This window comes from Colwellia sp. NW0002-52-1 (genome assembly GCF_057550865.1).
This window is the reverse complement of record NZ_BAAJLU010000003.1, coordinates 93697-109931: the sequence shown is the minus strand read 5'-3', so window position 1 is coordinate 109931 and position 16235 is coordinate 93697. Positions and strand designations below refer to the sequence as shown.

Genomic DNA, 16235 nt, shown 5'->3' with positions numbered 1-16235 from the left:
TTAACTTATCTTAACTTAGTCTAGTTTAATGGTAATGTTGGAACGTTAATGTCTGCCATGGCTAACATCACGCGAACAACCTGACAGCTATAACCAAACTCATTGTCATACCATACGTAAAGTACAGCACGGTCACCGTCAACAATAGTTGCTTGAGAGTCAACAACACCTGCGTAACGTGAACCAACTAAATCTGTTGATACGATTTCTGTTGAAGCCGTGTAGTCAACTTGGTTTTGCAATGTAGAGTTTAATGAAATGTTACGTAAGTAATCATTCAACGCCGCTTTGTCTGTGGCTTTTTTCAAGTTCAAGTTCATGATAGCCATTGAAACATTTGGCGTAGGAACACGAATGGCGTTACCGGTTAATAAACCTTTTAATTCTGGTAATGCTTTAGCTACCGCTTTAGCAGCACCCGTAGTACTGATAACCATGTTAAGTGGTGCACTACGTCCACGACGTGGTGCTGGGTGGTAGTTATCAATTAAGTTTTGGTCATTGGTATATGAATGAACGGTTTCAACATGGCCGTTACGAATACCAAACTCATCGTTCAATGCTTTAAGTACAGGCGTAATAGCGTTGGTTGTACAACTTGCCGCTGAAATAATAGTGTCATCGGCTAAGATCATATCGTCGTTCACACCGAAAACAATATTTTTAATATCGCCTTTTGCTGGAGCTGTAAGTAAAACTTTAGCAACACCTTTAGACTGTAAATGCTGACCTAAACCTTCTTCATCACTCCAAATACCGGTATTATCAACAACAAGTGCATCTTTAATACCGTATGCAGTGTAATCAATTTCTGCAGGAGATTTAGCATAAATAATTTTTATGAATGCGCCGTTTGCTTTAATAACGTTGTTTTCTTTATCAATAGTAATACTACCGTTAAAAGCACCATGAACAGAGTCGCGACGCAATAAACTTGCACGTTTTTCTAAATCATCTTCTTTACCTGGGCGAATAACAATAGCACGCAGGTTTAATTTAGCATTTGGGCCTGCACGTTCAATAAGTAAACGGGCTAACAAGCGACCAATACGACCAAAGCCATATAGCACAACATCTTTAGTCTCTTGTACATCGTTGCCTTTAGCTGTAATGCTTAACAATTCTTTTTCTAAAAATTGTTCAATTGACAAGCCATTAGCTTCACCTTTAAATAAATAACGGTATGCTAATTTACCTACATCGATACGTGCAGGTGCTAGTTCCATTTTGGCTAACGCTTGTAAAAACGGGAAACTCTCGCGTAAACGCAACTTGTTTTCTTCGTGTAAAGCTACTGATCTATGAGCTTTAATGATGTCGATAGCAGAAGCATTAACTAGCGGGCGACCATAAATAGAAATTTCAATTCCTTTATTTCTAAATAATTGTCCAGTGATAGGCTGCATGTTTTCAGCGAATGTTTGGCGCTCTTGCCAACTAGTTTGATATTGTTCCTCAAGATGAGAAGTCATTACGTGAACCTTTTATTTCAGTCAATTGAAGATGGGTTATTAAAAATGTAAAGCTGCAATTCGTAAGTATTAATTACTAATTTCGGCGGATATTGTAATTGAACATGAAATATTTCTCTACTGGTTACAGAGGTTTTTCCAATAAAATTATTAAATAACCTGAACTCTGGATAATGAGTGCTTGATACACAAGTTAATCAAAAGCTTAGGTAGTAAAGTAAATGCTATAGCAGGTATACATCACGAATAGATACCATCAATGCTTCATTTTAAGCCACTTGCAAGGCAAAGCGTTGATGAATAGCGCGCTATTTATCGACATTTAACACAGATAATGGCTTAAAAGGAGCATTGAGTAAGTGCTGCTTAGGCAGAACTCAGGTTAATTGAATACAGTTTATTGCAACACCAGCAGTTTATTTTTTATTTCAAGTAAAACGAGCAAAGAATATCAATAAAGAAGAAGTTTTAATACTTGATAGCACAGGTAATTAAGTATCAGCGCTAAATGTGTATTTAGCTTGATGAATTGGAATGCAGTACCCCGTTAAAGCACTTAGGCTATTAATTACCACTAGTTTATATAATATAAATTAACCTAGTGGTAATTAAAACTTCGCTATTGCAGTGAAGTTAATTGAGCTTAAGTTATTTCTATCATATCACGCGCTTCGCTTGACCAATTAACATGATATTTTTTACCTGTGTTTTTATCAATACGTTCAAAGGTGTGCGCACCAAAAAAGTCACGTTGTGCTTGTAATAAATTTGCAGGAAGGACAGCGCAGCGAATAGAGTCATAATATGATAGTGCTGAAGATATTGCGCCTGTTGGAATACCCATTAGCGCTGAATTTGAAACCGACTTACGCCAGTTAATTTGATGCTTACTTAATTGCTCAGAAAAGAAAGTATCTAATAACAAGTTATCTAAATCTGGTTCGCGTTCAAATGCTTCGGTTATTGACTGTAAAAATGCCGCTCTAATAATACAACCTGCACGCCAAATTTTTGCAATACTGGCAAAGTTTAGCTGCCAGTTATGTTCTTTTTCAGCCAATTTCATTAGTTGAAACCCTTGAGCATAAGCACAAATTTTAGCACTGTAAATAGCGCCATGAAGCTGCTCAATAAATGCTTCTTTTTCAGAAGCGTCAACTGCAGCAATCTCTGGCCCGGCAAGAATTGCTGAAGCTTTAATACGTAAATCTTTAAAAGATGAAATAGAACGCGCGTAAACTGCTTGAGCAATAGTGGGTGCCGGAGTACCAAGTTCTAAACTACTCACCGCCGTCCACAATCCTGTGCCCTTTTGACCTGCTTTATCTAAAATTAAATCTACTAATGGTGTTTCTTCTTCGCCAACACGGTGACGTAAAACTTCAACAGATATTTCCATTAAATAGCTTTCTAGTGGCCCTTTATTCCAACGTGAAAAAATATCGGCTATTTCATCGTTACTCAGCCCTAAGCCATCGCGAAGCATTTGATAAGCTTCACAGATAATTTGCATATCAGCATATTCAATACCGTTATGTACCATTTTTACATAATGTCCGGCACCAGCAGGTCCTATATAAGCAGCACAAGGTTCGCCTTCTGTTACTATTTCACCGGGTTTTGTACGTTCAATTGGCTTACCAGTTTCAGCGTCTACTTTAGCGGCTATTGCTTCCCAAATAGGTTTAATTCGAGTCCAAGCATAAGGAGAGCCACTTGGCATTAACGCCGGACCAAAACGTGCGCCCACTTCACCACCTGAAACCGCTGAAGAAAATAAAATAAAATTGCTTTTATATTTCTTTTCACGCGCAACGGTATCCACCCATAAGCTATTACCAGTATCAATAACAATATCGTCAGGTTGAACACCTGCACCAATTAAGTTTTCACATACTTGGTCGACAGGCGCACCAGCCGGCACAGATAATACAATAAGGTGTGGAGGCTTTAAGCGTGACAGTAATTCTGTATAAGAAGTACATCCAACAACACGTGCGCTAGGTAAGCCACTTTCAGCCTTATCTTGCGCTATAACATCGTCAACTTTACCAAGATCAAGATCAAAAGCAGCAATACTGTAACCATTATCAGCTAAGTTCAGCACTAAGTTTTTCCCCATAACGCCTAAGCCTATAAAACCAATATCGCATACACTGTTGTTTTTCATTATAAAATATCCAGTAAAGTTAAAAATAACGCATTATAGCATCATCAATTAATAGAGATAATTCGTTAAATACTAACGAAAAATAATTATTTTTTTGTATTCTACTCTTAAATGCAGACATTTTAGTAACAATACGTAACAAAACAAGCATTAAATCGATGTTTAGAAAGATTAATCGATTTAAAACTTGTAATTCCCGACAAATGGTGTAATTTTACTACATAATATATTTGAATTTTGTTTTAAAGGTTTCATTATGACAATTAAAGTAGGCATTAACGGGTTTGGTCGTATTGGTAGATTCGTATTTAGAGAAGCATTTGCTCGAACAGATGTTGAAATTGTAGCCATTAACGATTTAATCGACGTTGATTACATCGCTTATATGCTTAAATATGACTCTACTCACGGTCGCTTTAATGGCACTGTTGATATTGTTGATGGGCATTTAGTTGTAAACGGTAAAAAAGTTAGAGTGACTGCAGAGCGTAATCCGCTAGATTTAAAGTGGGATGAGGTTGATGTTGACGTTGTTGTAGAGTCAACGGGTTTATTTCTAACTGACGAATCTGCTCGTAAACATTTAGCAGCTGGTGCGAAAAAGGTTGTGCTTTCTGCTCCTTCTAAAGATGCGACTCCAATGTTTGTTATGGGGGTTAATCACACTGAATATAAAGGACAGGACATTGTTTCAAATGCTTCTTGTACGACTAACTGCTTAGCACCTATTGCTAAGGTATTAAACGACAACTGGGGCATTAAAGATGGTTTAATGACGACAGTTCACGCCACTACAGCAACGCAAAAAACTGTTGATAGCCCTTCAGCTAAAGATTGGCGTGGCGGTCGTGGTGCAGGACAAAACATTATTCCTTCATCAACCGGCGCAGCAAAAGCTGTTGGTAAAGTAATTCCTGAGTTAAACGGTAAGTTAACGGGTATGGCATTTCGAGTACCTACTCCAAATGTTTCGGTTGTTGATTTAACGGTGAATCTTGAAAAGCCGGCTACATATGAAGAAATATGTGCAGCAATGAAAGCAGCTTCACAAGGTGCTTTAGAAGGTATTTTAGGCTATACAGAAGATGCTGTTGTTTCTAACGACTTTATTGGTGAACGTTGTACTTCAGTTTTTGATGCTGAAGCTGGTATTGCGTTAACAGACACCTTTGTAAAAGTTGTTTCTTGGTATGACAATGAGATTGGTTATTCTAATAAAATTTTAGACTTAGCTACTTATATTTCTAAATAAACTATCGCTTGTTAGAGTATTAATGAACTAAAGCCAGATTTAATCTGGCTTTTTTGTAACTAAATTTCATAAATCTGTATAATATACTGGAATTAATTAATGCAATTTTAAGTATAGATCTTTGTTGAAGGTTTATGCTAAGGAAGTATGAAGAAAAGATTTTTAATCTTGATGATATCCGCGTCACTCTTAACCGCCTGTATTTCTACACCAAAGCTTAGCGATTATGCTAACAACCCTAACGGTATGTGGGAGCAAGGAAAAAAATATTCTGATAAAGGCGAGAAACTCATCATTAAAGGTGAAAAAACGCTTGAAAAATCACGAAGTGAACTACGTGAAGGTGAAGCCTTAATCCAAGAAGCCAGCGATACTATTATACGCTCTAGACAGAGCTATCAAATAGAATCTCAAAAAATAGGTACATCAACAAGCCCGAAAGAAATACAATATGAAGCTGATCGTTTAAGCGCCATTGGTGATAAATGGGAAGATGCTATTGATGATGTAAAAAAGGCAATGCTATGGTGACCAAATCAGTTAAATTACAATCTGAAGCCCAAGCTATGCTCAAAGAAGGTAGAGAGTTAGTTGAGACCGGTAGCAACTTTATTCGTAATAGCCAACGAATGAGACTACAACTGCCATTATTGACTGAAACTAAAATCTAACCTTAACCAAAATAAATTTCAGATTAATATAATATCAACTGGTTGATTTGAGTGTTCTTCTTATAAGTTTTATTACGCCAAAGTTATTCATATTAACCATTAAATGAACAGTTAATAAATCAACAATGTATTAATGTTTACCCGAACACATCGAGAAATGAATATATTCCATTAATAAAACCAGGTTATTACCTGGTTTTTTCATAAAAAGCGATCAAGCTTTACAAGCTAAAAAGAGAAGTTTCCTATTTAACGTGTGCTAATGCTTGCTTGGCTAAACGCGTAATCTCTTGCCAATTTGCCTGTTGTATAATTTCGTCAGAAACTAACCAAGATCCACCACAACAAGCAACATTAGATAAGGCTAAATAATCTCTAATATTATTGATGTTTATACCACCCGTTGGACAAAACTTAATGTCTGGGAATGGGCCGCCAATAGATTGAAGTGCCTTAACACCTCCAGAAGCTTCAGCAGGGAAAAACTTAAGGTGATCGTAACCTGAATCTATACCGTCCATTAACTCTGATATTGACGAAATACCAGGAATTAGTGCCAAGTTACCTTCTTTACCCGCTTGTAATAAATCTTTAGTTAAGCCAGGGCTAATGGCAAACTTTGCGCCAGCGTCGTAAGACTGTTGCAACAATTCACGATTAGTAACCGTTCCTGCGCCAATTACTGCTTCAGGTAAGTGTTTAGCTATGGTGCTGATCACTTCTAAAGCCGCTGGAGTGCGCAGTGTAACTTCTAAAACTTTTATATCCGCAGCTAATAATGCTTCTGCAATCGGCAGTGCATCTTTAACATCTTTGATCACTAAAACGGGAACTATAGGGCCCATTGCAAACAGATCTGACGGCTGAATTTGCCATTTATTTGATAAAGTCATAATTCCTCTTAATAATTCGTAGTGTTAGTTGTTTGGTTTATAGTATTGGCTTGGCTTTGTTGTGAGATAAACTGTTTAAGATACGCTGATGCGCCAAGTAAACCAGGCTGTTCCTCTGTAACGACAAATGTTGGAATGGGCTGATTAAAACTTGATAATCTACCTTTTGCTTCAAATCTTTTTCTAAACTCACTGTTTGAAAAAAACTCAATAAAACGTGGAACAATACCGCCGGCAATATAAACGCCACCGTAGCTTCCAAGCGTTAAAGCTAGATTGCCAGCAAAACTTCCAAGAATTCGACAAAACTGCGCTAAGGTTTCTACACATAAGCTGCAATCGTTCGCTAATGCTTTTTCTGTGATCGCTTTAGCCGGCAATACAGTTGCTTCGCCATTTTTTACAAAGCTCAACGCCTGATAAATTTGTTCGATACCAAGACCGGACAATAACTGCTCGCTAGAAACTCGTGCATATTTTTTCGATAAAAATTGTAATATTGCAATTTCCTGTTCATCAACAGGAGCAAAATCTACATGACCACCCTCACCGCTTAAGCTATGCCAGTTTGTATCTACAGGAATTAAATTAGCAACCCCTAAACCTGTACCAGCGCCGCAAATTGAAATAGGTTTGTTGGTAAGTACTTCTCCAACACCAATTTGAACTTTTTGCTCAGCACCTAAGTGCGGAATTGAATGTGCAATCGCGGTAAAGTCGTTAATTAATACCAATTCATTCAGCGCAAGTTGTGCTTTTAATTGTGATTGTGAAAACTGCCAAGGCAAGTTGGTCATCACAATAAGATCTTTATCAACTGGGCAAGCAATGGCTAAACAAGCATTAACTTTTTTACCTATTAACTGATGCTTAGTCATAAAATCTGTTAATACAACTGACAAGCTTTCATGTTCTGCACATGCGTAGATGGTAATATTAGTAATGTTACCTTGCACGTCGACTTGAGCGACACGCATATTGGTTCCACCAATATCAGCAATAATGTTTATTTCGTTTTGAGGCATAATTATGATTCGCCTTGAAAGTTCTCATCAAAAAGTGAACAGGCACCTGTTTCAGCAGAGCTTAAGTTACGACGCATAAAACCAAAAAGTTCACGCCCCATACCTTGGTGATGGCCATTGACTTTAAAGGTGGCGTTTTCACGTTTTGCTAATTCACTTTCTTCAACTAATAATGTTAGCTCGCCTGTTTCACCATCAAGTAAAATCATGTCACCGGTGTTAATTTTAGAAATTAATCCGCCATCTAACGCTTCTGGGCATAAATGAATGGCTGCAGGAACTTTACCTGACGCACCCGACATTCTGCCGTCGGTTACTAACGCAACTTTGTAGCCTTTGTCTTGTAGCACACCTAATGGTGGCGTTAGCTTATGTAATTCAGGCATACCACGCGCTTTAGGTCCTTGAAAGCGAACAACCGCAATAAAGTCTTTCTCTAATTCACCTGCATTAAAAGCAACGTCTAGTTCATGTTGATCTTCAAATACAACCGCTGGTGCTTTAATCACAAAACTACCCTCACGAAGTGAAGATGTTTTTAACACTGAAACACCTAAGTTACCTTTCATTACTTGCAGACCACCATGGCTACTAAACGGCTTAGCAACGCTAGCAATGATTTCGTCATCGCCTGAAGTTGTAGCACCGTCAATCCACAATAGTTTGCCATTTTCTAGCACTGGGCGCTGGGTGTAACGTGTTAAGCCACGTCCACAAATGGTTTCAACGTCTTCATGTACCAAACCTGCATCAATCAGCTCTTTAAATAGCAATGCCATGCCACCCGCTTCTTGAAATTGATTAATATCAGCATGACCATTTGGATAAATACGTGTAAGTAATGGCACAGCATCAGATAAATCATTAAAATCTTGGAAGTTAATAATAATACCTGCGGCTTTAGCGAAGGCTATAATGTGCATGGTTAAATTGGTTGAGCCACCCGTAGCTAACAAAGCAACAATTGCATTAACAATTGAACGTTCGTCAACCATTTTACCTATTGGCATGTAGTTGCCCGACTGCTGAGTTAAACGGGTTACTTGGCGTGCAGCCGCTTTAGTTAATTCTTCACGTAGTGGTGTATTCGGGGCAATAAAAGAAGCACCAGGTAAATGTAAGCCCATTACTTCAACCACTAATTGGTTTGAATTTGCCGTACCGAAGAAGGTACATGTACCTGCACTATGATAAGACGCAGATTCAGCTTCTAATAATTCTTCTTCACCCACCTCACCTTTTGCGTACTGTTGACGAACGCGTGCTTTGTCTTTATTAGGTAAACCAGAAGGCATAGGACCAGCAGGTACAAATACTGTAGGTAAATGGCCAAAGGTCATACTTGCGATTAGTAAGCCAGGTACAATTTTGTCACAAATACCTAACATTAAAGCGCCGTCGAACATATTGTGCGACAAGGCAACAGCTGTAGACATTGCGATTACATCGCGGCTCATTAAGCTTAAGTCCATGCCTGGTTGACCTTGAGTCACCCCATCACACATAGCAGGAACGCCACCAGCAAACTGTGCAACACCACCAGTTTCTTTAACCGCAGCTTTAATAATATCAGGGTAAGTTTGGTAAGGTTGATGCGCAGAAAGCATATCGTTGTATGCAGATACAATAGCAACATCAGAATGATTAACACCGCGTAATGTTGTTTTATCGTCTTTACCACATGCGGCAAAACCATGTGCTAAATTACCACATGATAAATTAGCACGGTGTACTGTTGTTGATCTTTCACCTTCAATTTTTTCAAGGTATGCAGCGCGACTCGCTTTACTGCGATCAATTATGCGTTGTGTGATACTGAGAATATTTTTATTCATAGAAATTTTAGTCATAATTAAAGTGCCCAATAAACTTGTGTATTTACGTCTGGTGCTTGTAAAAATGCTCTGATCGGCATTTCACGGCATTCTTGTCCGGCAATAGCAGTTGCTAACACTTGCTTCTTGCTTGCACCGCTTATATGTAAAAAGGTATTTTTACTTTGCGACAATGCAGCAAAGCTAAAACTAATACGCTGATATGGTGCAGATTTTGGTGTTACTTTTATCAGTGTTTCGCTATCTTCGGCTAAACACTGTGTTATTTCGTCACTGCAAGGGAATAACGAAGCAGTATGACCATCTTCACCCATGCCTAGAATTAATACATCTAAGGGTAATAACTCTTGATTCGCCACTATGTTTAAATCATTAAGCGTTTCATCAGCTAATTCATCACCTTGTTTCAGATGAAAGAAATTCGCATTTACTGCTTCATTTTGTAATAAATTTTCGTGTACTAACTTGGTGTTACTATCGCTCGATGTAATATCCACCCAACGTTCATCTGCTAAGGTAATAGTAATTGCTCGCCAAGCCAGTTTCTTCTTTGATAAAGCTTGAAAAAAACCTTTAGGGGTTGAGCCCCCTGAAACAGCAATACTTGCTTTTCCTTTCGATTCAACTGCAGCGGTTAATATCGCTGCAACTTTATCTGCTAGAGACTCATCTAATAATTCACGTTGTTCGAACTCGTTAATTTGATACATTATTCTACCCAATGGCGATCATCACGCGCTATTAAAGAAATTGATGAAACAGGTCCCCAAGAACCTGCTGCATATGGTTTTGGTGCACTATTTGTTGATTGCCATGCTTCAATAATGCTATCAGCCCAGCTCCAAGCTGCTTCAACTTCATCACGTCTTACAAACAGTGATTGATCTCCTTTAATCACTTCAAGGAGCAACCGTTCATAAGCACCTACAACACGCTGGTTGTCATATGTTTTTGAAAAGCTTAAATCTAGCTTGTTTTCATGAATTTGCATTTGTGAAGCAATACCTGGAATTTTATTCATCATTTCAAGCTCAACGCCTTCGTCTGGTTGCAAACGAATCGTTAATTTATTTGATGGCAATTCAGCATAGCTCTCGTTAAAAATGTTATGCGCTTGTTGTTTAAAGTGTACAACAATCTCGCTGTGTTTCTGTGGCATACGTTTACCTGTTCTCAGGTAAAATGGAACACCCGCCCAGCGCCAGTTGTCTATTTCTGCTTTAATAGCCACAAACGTTTCCGTCGTACTATTTGCTTTTGCACCTTCTTCATTTAAATACCCTGGTACAGCAACACCGTTTAAGTAACCATCTGCATATTGGCCACGAACGGTTTTTTCTTTAACATTCTGTAAGGTAATAGGCTTAAGCGCTTTTATTACTTTTAACTTTTCATCTCGAATACTATCAGCACCTAAATCTGCCGGTGGTTCCATTGCGAGTAGCGACAACACTTGTAATAAATGGTTTTGCACCATGTCACGCATTTGACCCGCTTCGTCATAAAAACCCCAACGCCCTTCAATACCAACACTTTCGGCTACAGTAATTTGCACATGGTCGATACAGTTACGATCCCAGTTATTGGTAAATAAACTATTAGCAAATCGTAAAACTAACAGGTTTAAAACAGTTTCTTTACCAAGATAATGATCAATTCGATAAATTTGATTTTCTTTAAAGTAACGTGAAACTTGATCGTTAATGACCTTAGATGACTCTAAGCAATGACCGATAGGCTTTTCCATTACGACTCTATCAGTATCAGCGATGAGATCAGCTGACTTTAAGCCTTCGCTAATATCACCAAAGATAGCAGGAGGTGTTGAATAATAATAAACACGAGCGCCCTCAAATGTAGCTAAGGTTTCGGCAAGGTTCTTATAGGCAGTAATATCTTTAAAGTCGAGTTGTTGGTAGACCAGGCGAGAAAGAAACTTGTTTACGGTATCTTCATCTAACGCTTCAGGAATAAACTCATTCAAGCTGTCATTTATTTGCTTTGTAAAATCTTCCAGCGCAAGCTCATTCCGAGCAACGGCTATAATGCGGGTGTCATCACTTAATAACCCTACGAGTTCTAACTGATATAGAGACGGTAAAAGTTTGCGACGAGATAAGTCTCCAAGTGCCCCAAAAATAACAATTTCACTTGCTAAAGGTTTATCTAAATTTTTCATAGCATGTATTCTCAATTTTTTATTTTACTGTAACTAAACTACATATATAGCTAATTTATCTGCTATGGCTTCGACAGTAAAGGACTTTTTGTAAGTTTATTACATTGGTGATTTTTCATTTAAAAACAGTCTATCCAGAGCTATTTCTCAAACAGATATATATTAAAAGTTTGCAAAAACTACTACTTTTGTTTTATATTAGCGTAAAATATGAAATTAATTTTCATATTTTCTGTTGTAAAGACAGAAAACAAATTACAGTTACGCTTAATAGAGACAGTATAGTACTAATTAAGTAACCCGCTAAGGCTAAAACGTAATGAATATATTAGAAAAAATCGCCAACGAGTTAGAAACTTTCAGTAAATCTGAACGTAAAGTGGCAGAAGTTATATTATCATCACCCGGTACTGTTATACATGCCAGTATCGCCGCCTTGGCGAAGCAAGCAAATATAAGTGAACCAACCGTTAATCGATTTTGTCGCCGCCTTGATACTAAAGGCTACCCTGACTTTAAACTTCATTTAGCGCAAAGTCTTGCTAACGGTACGCCTTATGTTAATCGACATGTTGACGAAAATGATTCAGCTGATGAATACACCTCAAAAATTTTCGAATCTACTATGGCTAATCTCGAATTAGCTCGTAAAAGTTTAGACACCTCTACGATTAATCGCTCAGTAGATTTATTAACCCAAGCGAATAAAATATCATTTTTTGGCTTAGGCGCTTCAGCAGTTGTGGCACATGACGCACAAAATAAATTTTTCCGCTTTAATGTCCCTGTTGTTTATTTCGATGACATATTAATGCAACGTATGAGTGCTATTAATAGTCGTCAAGGAGATGTTGTTGTTGTTATATCTCATACTGGCAGAACTAAAGCTTTAGTCGATGTTGCAAGTTTAGCGCGTGAAAACGATGCTACCGTCATAGGGATAACAACTGCAGGCACCCCACTAGCAAAAGAATGTAACTTTGTATTGTCGGTAGATGTTGCTGAAGATACCGATCTTTATATGCCAATGGCTTCACGTATTGCCCAGCTTACATTAATTGATTGTTTAGCGACTGGGTTTACCTTACGTCGTGGCACAAAATTTAGAGACAATTTAAAGAAAGTTAAAGACAGTCTGCGCAGCTCTCGGTTTGAACGTAAAGACTAATTAGTAGCTATTGGTGATATAAGCCAAATGCTTTATAACAAATAGAAATAGATAACCTTAAGGAATACCATGCCTAGAAGAACCAAGATTGTCGCGACCTTAGGTCCGGCAACTGATGACAGAAACGTATTAAAACAAGTATTAGCTGCAGGTGTAAACGTTGTTAGATTAAACTTTTCTCACGGCATTCCTCAAGATCACATTGATCGCGCAAATACTGTTCGTGAACTATCAAAAGAGTTAGGTATATACGTAGGTATATTAGGTGACTTACAAGGGCCTAAAATTCGTGTATCAACATTTAAAAATGGTCCAATCAAATTAGCTATTGGTGATAAATTTGAATTAGATGCAACTTTAGCCAAAGGTGAAGGTTGCCAGGAAAAAGTGGGGATTGATTACAAAAAGCTTCCACAAGATGTAAGACCTGATGATATTTTGCTTTTAGATGATGGTCGCGTGCAATTACGTGTACTTGAAACTAAAGGACAGTCGGTATTTACTGAAGTAACAGTAGGCGGTCCTTTATCAAACAACAAAGGTATTAACCGCCAAGGTGGTGGTCTTACTGCTCCTGCCCTTACGGATAAAGATAAAGAAGATATTAAATTAGCCGCAAAAATTAATGTTGATTTCTTAGCCGTGTCTTTTCCTCGGGATGCTTCAGATATGCGAGAAGCTCGCTTGTTAGCGCAAGAAGCCGGTTGTGACGCGCGTTTAGTCTCTAAAATTGAACGTGCTGAGGCAGTTAACGATAACGAAGTACTAGACGGTATTATCTTAGCCTCTGATGTGGTTATGGTAGCACGTGGTGACTTAGGTGTTGAAATTGGTGATGCTGCACTCGTTGGCAAGCAAAAACACATTATCGCTCGTAGTCGCCAATTAAACCGTGTGGTTATTACCGCAACACAGATGATGGAAACCATGATCGAACAGCCTATGCCTACTCGCGCTGAAGTTATGGATGTAGCGAATGCGGTACTAGATGGCACAGACGCTGTTATGCTTTCAGCCGAAACAGCTGCGGGTAAATACCCTATTGAAACGGTTAAAGCGATGGCAAGTGTGTGTATTGGCGCTGAGAAAGAAAGCTCTGTTACTACGTCGAAGCATCGTGTTGAAGCAATCTTTACTGAAGTTTCAGAAACTATTGCTTTGTCTGCTATGTATGCTGCCAACCACTTAGATGGTGTAAAAGCAATAATTGCACTGACTGAGTCTGGCCATACCACAAAAATTATGTCTCGAATTTCATCGGGCTTGCCAATATTCTCTTTATCACGCCATAGTAAAACCTTAACTAAAACGGCTATTTATCGTGGCGTATATCCTGTAGCTTATGATTCTACTGCTGCTGTTAATGCTGAAAAAATGGCACAAGATGTATTGTCTGCTGTTGTTAAAGGCTCTGAATTAGTTGCTGGCGATAAAGTTATTTTAACCCACGGTGATTTAATGGAAACCGTTGGTGCTACTAATACATTGAAAGTACTTACGTTAACTAAAAAGCATTTTGCTTAAAATATGCATTTTAAAATGGTATATCGGTAACTTGTTATATTGTTAATTACGACAAACAAAATAGGCAGTGTTTAAACACTGCCTATTTTTTTCACTATTTAATAGCTTTTATCTCAATTGATATCGTGCTTATTCATTAATAAAAGAGGCGAGTTAAATATCTACTTAGAATAACTGCATAGATAAATACACAGATAATTACAGAGATAACTAAGTACCTGAATACACTCATTCTTTATCTGATTAACAAAATAAAAGTTTTGACTAATCATTAGCCATTAAGTATTCCAGATCGCCTATCACTTTATTAAGTTTTTTGTTTATTCGTTTTCGTTGTTTATCGTTAATTGTACTCATCATGTAGACAAAAATTTCAGCAAAAACCTTACCGTTGTTCTCTGTAATTTCGTTTAGTTGTTCGTCTCTTAAACTTCTTCCGTTGACAAATAAGCGATAAAATTCAAACTTGAATTGATGTTCAGGTAAGTCACCATTTAAAAGTTGAGCAAATTCATTACTCCAACGTTGACGATAAGCCATGCGAGTCATAAAAGATTGTTGATACTTTTTACTCATTTTGGTTACTTGCGCTTTCTGTTCTGAACTTAGCTTGCCAAACCATGATTTGAGCTGGTCTATTTGATCATCACTTCGCTCTTCATACCAATCTTTATCATTTAAATTTTCATAATCGTCGATATTATCTTGGTTATTTTCGGTTAATGCGGTTAATAACTGCTGCTTTTGACTCTTAGATAAACCCAAAGCTAAAGGTTGTAATTTAGGCTCTGCAGCAATTAAAAAGTTTTGCCAATGTTGTAACAATTGATCGAGGTTATTGCTAACCTGTTCAGGGCTCATTTCACTATTAATGAGTAATTTAATGTCATTAAGTTGCTTTAAATATAAAGGCAGCTGTGTTTCTCTATGCCATAGATGAAGTCGCTCAAATTCTTCATCAAATATTTTTTGTTGTTGCTCGTTTAGCGTTATATAGTCATCCAGATACCAATTAGTCCACCAATCTAAATGATTATATATAAACCGGAAACTACAGCCAGAAACAAGTACAGCTAGAACTAAGCAAATGAGTATTGATTTTATTCTTAACATTTTGTTAATCCTTTTGTTTTAGTTTTTGTAGAGATACGCTTATGCATAAATAAAGATCATTATTAAACTTAAATCTTGCTAAATCGTTTAAATTCAAATCTAACATTTAAATTTTTCGCATCAACTAGAAACGATTAGGAACAATAACATTGCGCTGATAATCAATGAAATTTATTTAATACCTTATATAATGCAACGGATTACGAAGTAACCGGTTCCCTAGTATATCGTCTATGAATTCTTACCTATAACGCATAACTCATCGGCACCTTCGTTCATAGTCATATTTTCCTTTATATCGACTGTAAAGGTTAGCTCAGACTTTTCATAGCGCTTAGTCAACGGAAGCCATTAGCAAATATTAAACACCCTAGAATGACAAACGCCCAGCGTTAAATGCTAGGCGTTTATATTTCATTTATATAAGGTCAAATAGTTAACTAGAAGTTCAACCCGCCGTAAACGATGTTAGCCACTGATCAAATGTATCTGCTGTTTTTTCAATAGTTTGCTTATGTTGATTGTAAAACCATACAGCTATATCAGCTTGCGACAACAAACATTCACTCAGTTTGAAACAAAACATATTGCCTTTGCAATCAGAGGCAAACAAAATATGGTCTTTTGGCATACCACTGAGTTCATATAACTTAGATAATGAATATACGTCTTCAAGGCTGAGAAAATCCTGCACTTGAGTAAACTCGACTGATAAGTCGCAAGTTTTTGTCATAACGTTAGGAGAATGAAGCAAACCATAATTTAGCAGAAGGTATTTATATGCGTTTGGTAAATTTGCAGCTAACCGTTGTTCAAGTTCGTCAATATCTTCAGCTGCAATCGGTGTCATTTTTTGTCGATTAGAAGAATTGTTGATGAAGTTTTCCATGAAATTATCAATACTCAACACTTATAACACTCCGCTTAAAAAGG

At 37.5% G+C, this 16235-nt stretch carries 14 protein-coding genes; 5 read left to right on the top strand and 9 right to left on the bottom strand.

Annotation, left to right across the window (positions count from 1 at the left end):
- Window positions 1-20: 20 nt before the first annotated feature.
- Window positions 21-1472 (bottom strand): glyceraldehyde-3-phosphate dehydrogenase, encoded by a 1452-nt coding sequence (locus AC27H3_RS04690; RefSeq protein WP_487104134.1) that lies wholly within the window; start codon window positions 1470-1472, stop codon window positions 21-23.
- A 643-nt stretch (window positions 1473-2115) separates the two neighbouring features.
- Entirely contained in the window at window positions 2116-3642 is a 1527-nt protein-coding gene (gene gndA / locus AC27H3_RS04685; RefSeq protein WP_487104132.1) for an NADP-dependent phosphogluconate dehydrogenase, read from the bottom strand.
- 256 nt (window positions 3643-3898) lie between these two features.
- Here gndA and gap point away from each other — a divergent pair, with 256 nt between their 5' ends.
- The 3 genes from gap to AC27H3_RS04670 all read left to right on the top strand — a co-directional run bounded on the left by gap (window position 3899) and on the right by AC27H3_RS04670 (window position 5565).
- The gene (gene gap / locus AC27H3_RS04680; RefSeq protein ID WP_487104130.1) at window positions 3899-4894 is read left to right on the top strand and encodes a type I glyceraldehyde-3-phosphate dehydrogenase; all 996 of its coding nucleotides are present in this window, start codon (window positions 3899-3901) and stop codon (window positions 4892-4894) included.
- Window positions 4895-5041: 147 nt separating this feature from the next.
- Window positions 5042-5425, top strand: coding sequence for a hypothetical protein (locus AC27H3_RS04675; protein ID WP_487104128.1), 384 nt, complete (start codon window positions 5042-5044; stop codon window positions 5423-5425).
- The gene (locus AC27H3_RS04670; protein WP_487104126.1) at window positions 5419-5565 is read left to right on the top strand and encodes a hypothetical protein; all 147 of its coding nucleotides are present in this window, start codon (window positions 5419-5421) and stop codon (window positions 5563-5565) included. The genes AC27H3_RS04675 and AC27H3_RS04670 overlap by 7 nt, the downstream gene beginning before the upstream one ends.
- Window positions 5566-5810: 245 nt before the next feature.
- Here AC27H3_RS04670 and AC27H3_RS04665 read toward each other — a convergent pair whose 3' ends face one another.
- Genes AC27H3_RS04665 through zwf form a run of 5 tightly spaced genes read right to left on the bottom strand, consistent with a single transcriptional unit; the run spans window position 5811 to window position 11497 of the window.
- Entirely contained in the window at window positions 5811-6458 is a 648-nt protein-coding gene (locus AC27H3_RS04665; RefSeq protein WP_487104124.1) for a bifunctional 4-hydroxy-2-oxoglutarate aldolase/2-dehydro-3-deoxy-phosphogluconate aldolase, read from the bottom strand.
- Between the two features lie 8 nt (window positions 6459-6466).
- Window positions 6467-7483, bottom strand: coding sequence for a glucokinase (locus AC27H3_RS04660; RefSeq protein WP_487104122.1), 1017 nt, complete (start codon window positions 7481-7483; stop codon window positions 6467-6469).
- Window positions 7484-7485: 2 nt separating this feature from the next.
- The gene (edd, locus tag AC27H3_RS04655; RefSeq protein WP_487104421.1) at window positions 7486-9318 is read right to left on the bottom strand and encodes a phosphogluconate dehydratase; all 1833 of its coding nucleotides are present in this window, start codon (window positions 9316-9318) and stop codon (window positions 7486-7488) included.
- Window positions 9319-9335: 17 nt separating this feature from the next.
- On the bottom strand, window positions 9336-10028 hold the full coding sequence (gene pgl, locus AC27H3_RS04650; protein ID WP_487104121.1) for a 6-phosphogluconolactonase: 693 nt from the start codon (window positions 10026-10028) through the stop codon (window positions 9336-9338).
- Window positions 10028-11497: a glucose-6-phosphate dehydrogenase gene (zwf, locus tag AC27H3_RS04645; RefSeq protein ID WP_487104119.1), complete on the bottom strand. Its 1470-nt coding sequence runs from the start codon at window positions 11495-11497 to the stop codon at window positions 10028-10030. Before zwf ends, pgl begins: the two co-directional genes overlap by 1 nt.
- Before the next feature lie 319 nt (window positions 11498-11816).
- Here zwf and AC27H3_RS04640 point away from each other — a divergent pair, with 319 nt between their 5' ends.
- Window positions 11817-12665 (top strand): MurR/RpiR family transcriptional regulator, encoded by an 849-nt coding sequence (locus AC27H3_RS04640; RefSeq protein ID WP_085303644.1) that lies wholly within the window; start codon window positions 11817-11819, stop codon window positions 12663-12665.
- A 69-nt stretch (window positions 12666-12734) separates the two neighbouring features.
- Window positions 12735-14189, top strand: coding sequence for a pyruvate kinase (gene pyk, locus AC27H3_RS04635; RefSeq protein WP_487104117.1), 1455 nt, complete (start codon window positions 12735-12737; stop codon window positions 14187-14189).
- 264 nt (window positions 14190-14453) lie between these two features.
- On the opposite strand, the gene AC27H3_RS04630 is transcribed toward pyk, so the two are convergent.
- Complete coding sequence (locus tag AC27H3_RS04630; protein WP_487104115.1) at window positions 14454-15302, bottom strand: DUF6279 family lipoprotein; 849 nt, start codon at window positions 15300-15302, stop codon at window positions 14454-14456.
- Between the two features lie 448 nt (window positions 15303-15750).
- Window positions 15751-16212 carry an SMI1/KNR4 family protein gene (locus tag AC27H3_RS04625; RefSeq protein WP_233131382.1) on the bottom strand — a complete coding sequence of 154 codons (462 nt, stop codon included), beginning with the start codon at window positions 16210-16212 and terminating at the stop codon, window positions 15751-15753.
- Window positions 16213-16235: the final 23 nt, after the last annotated feature.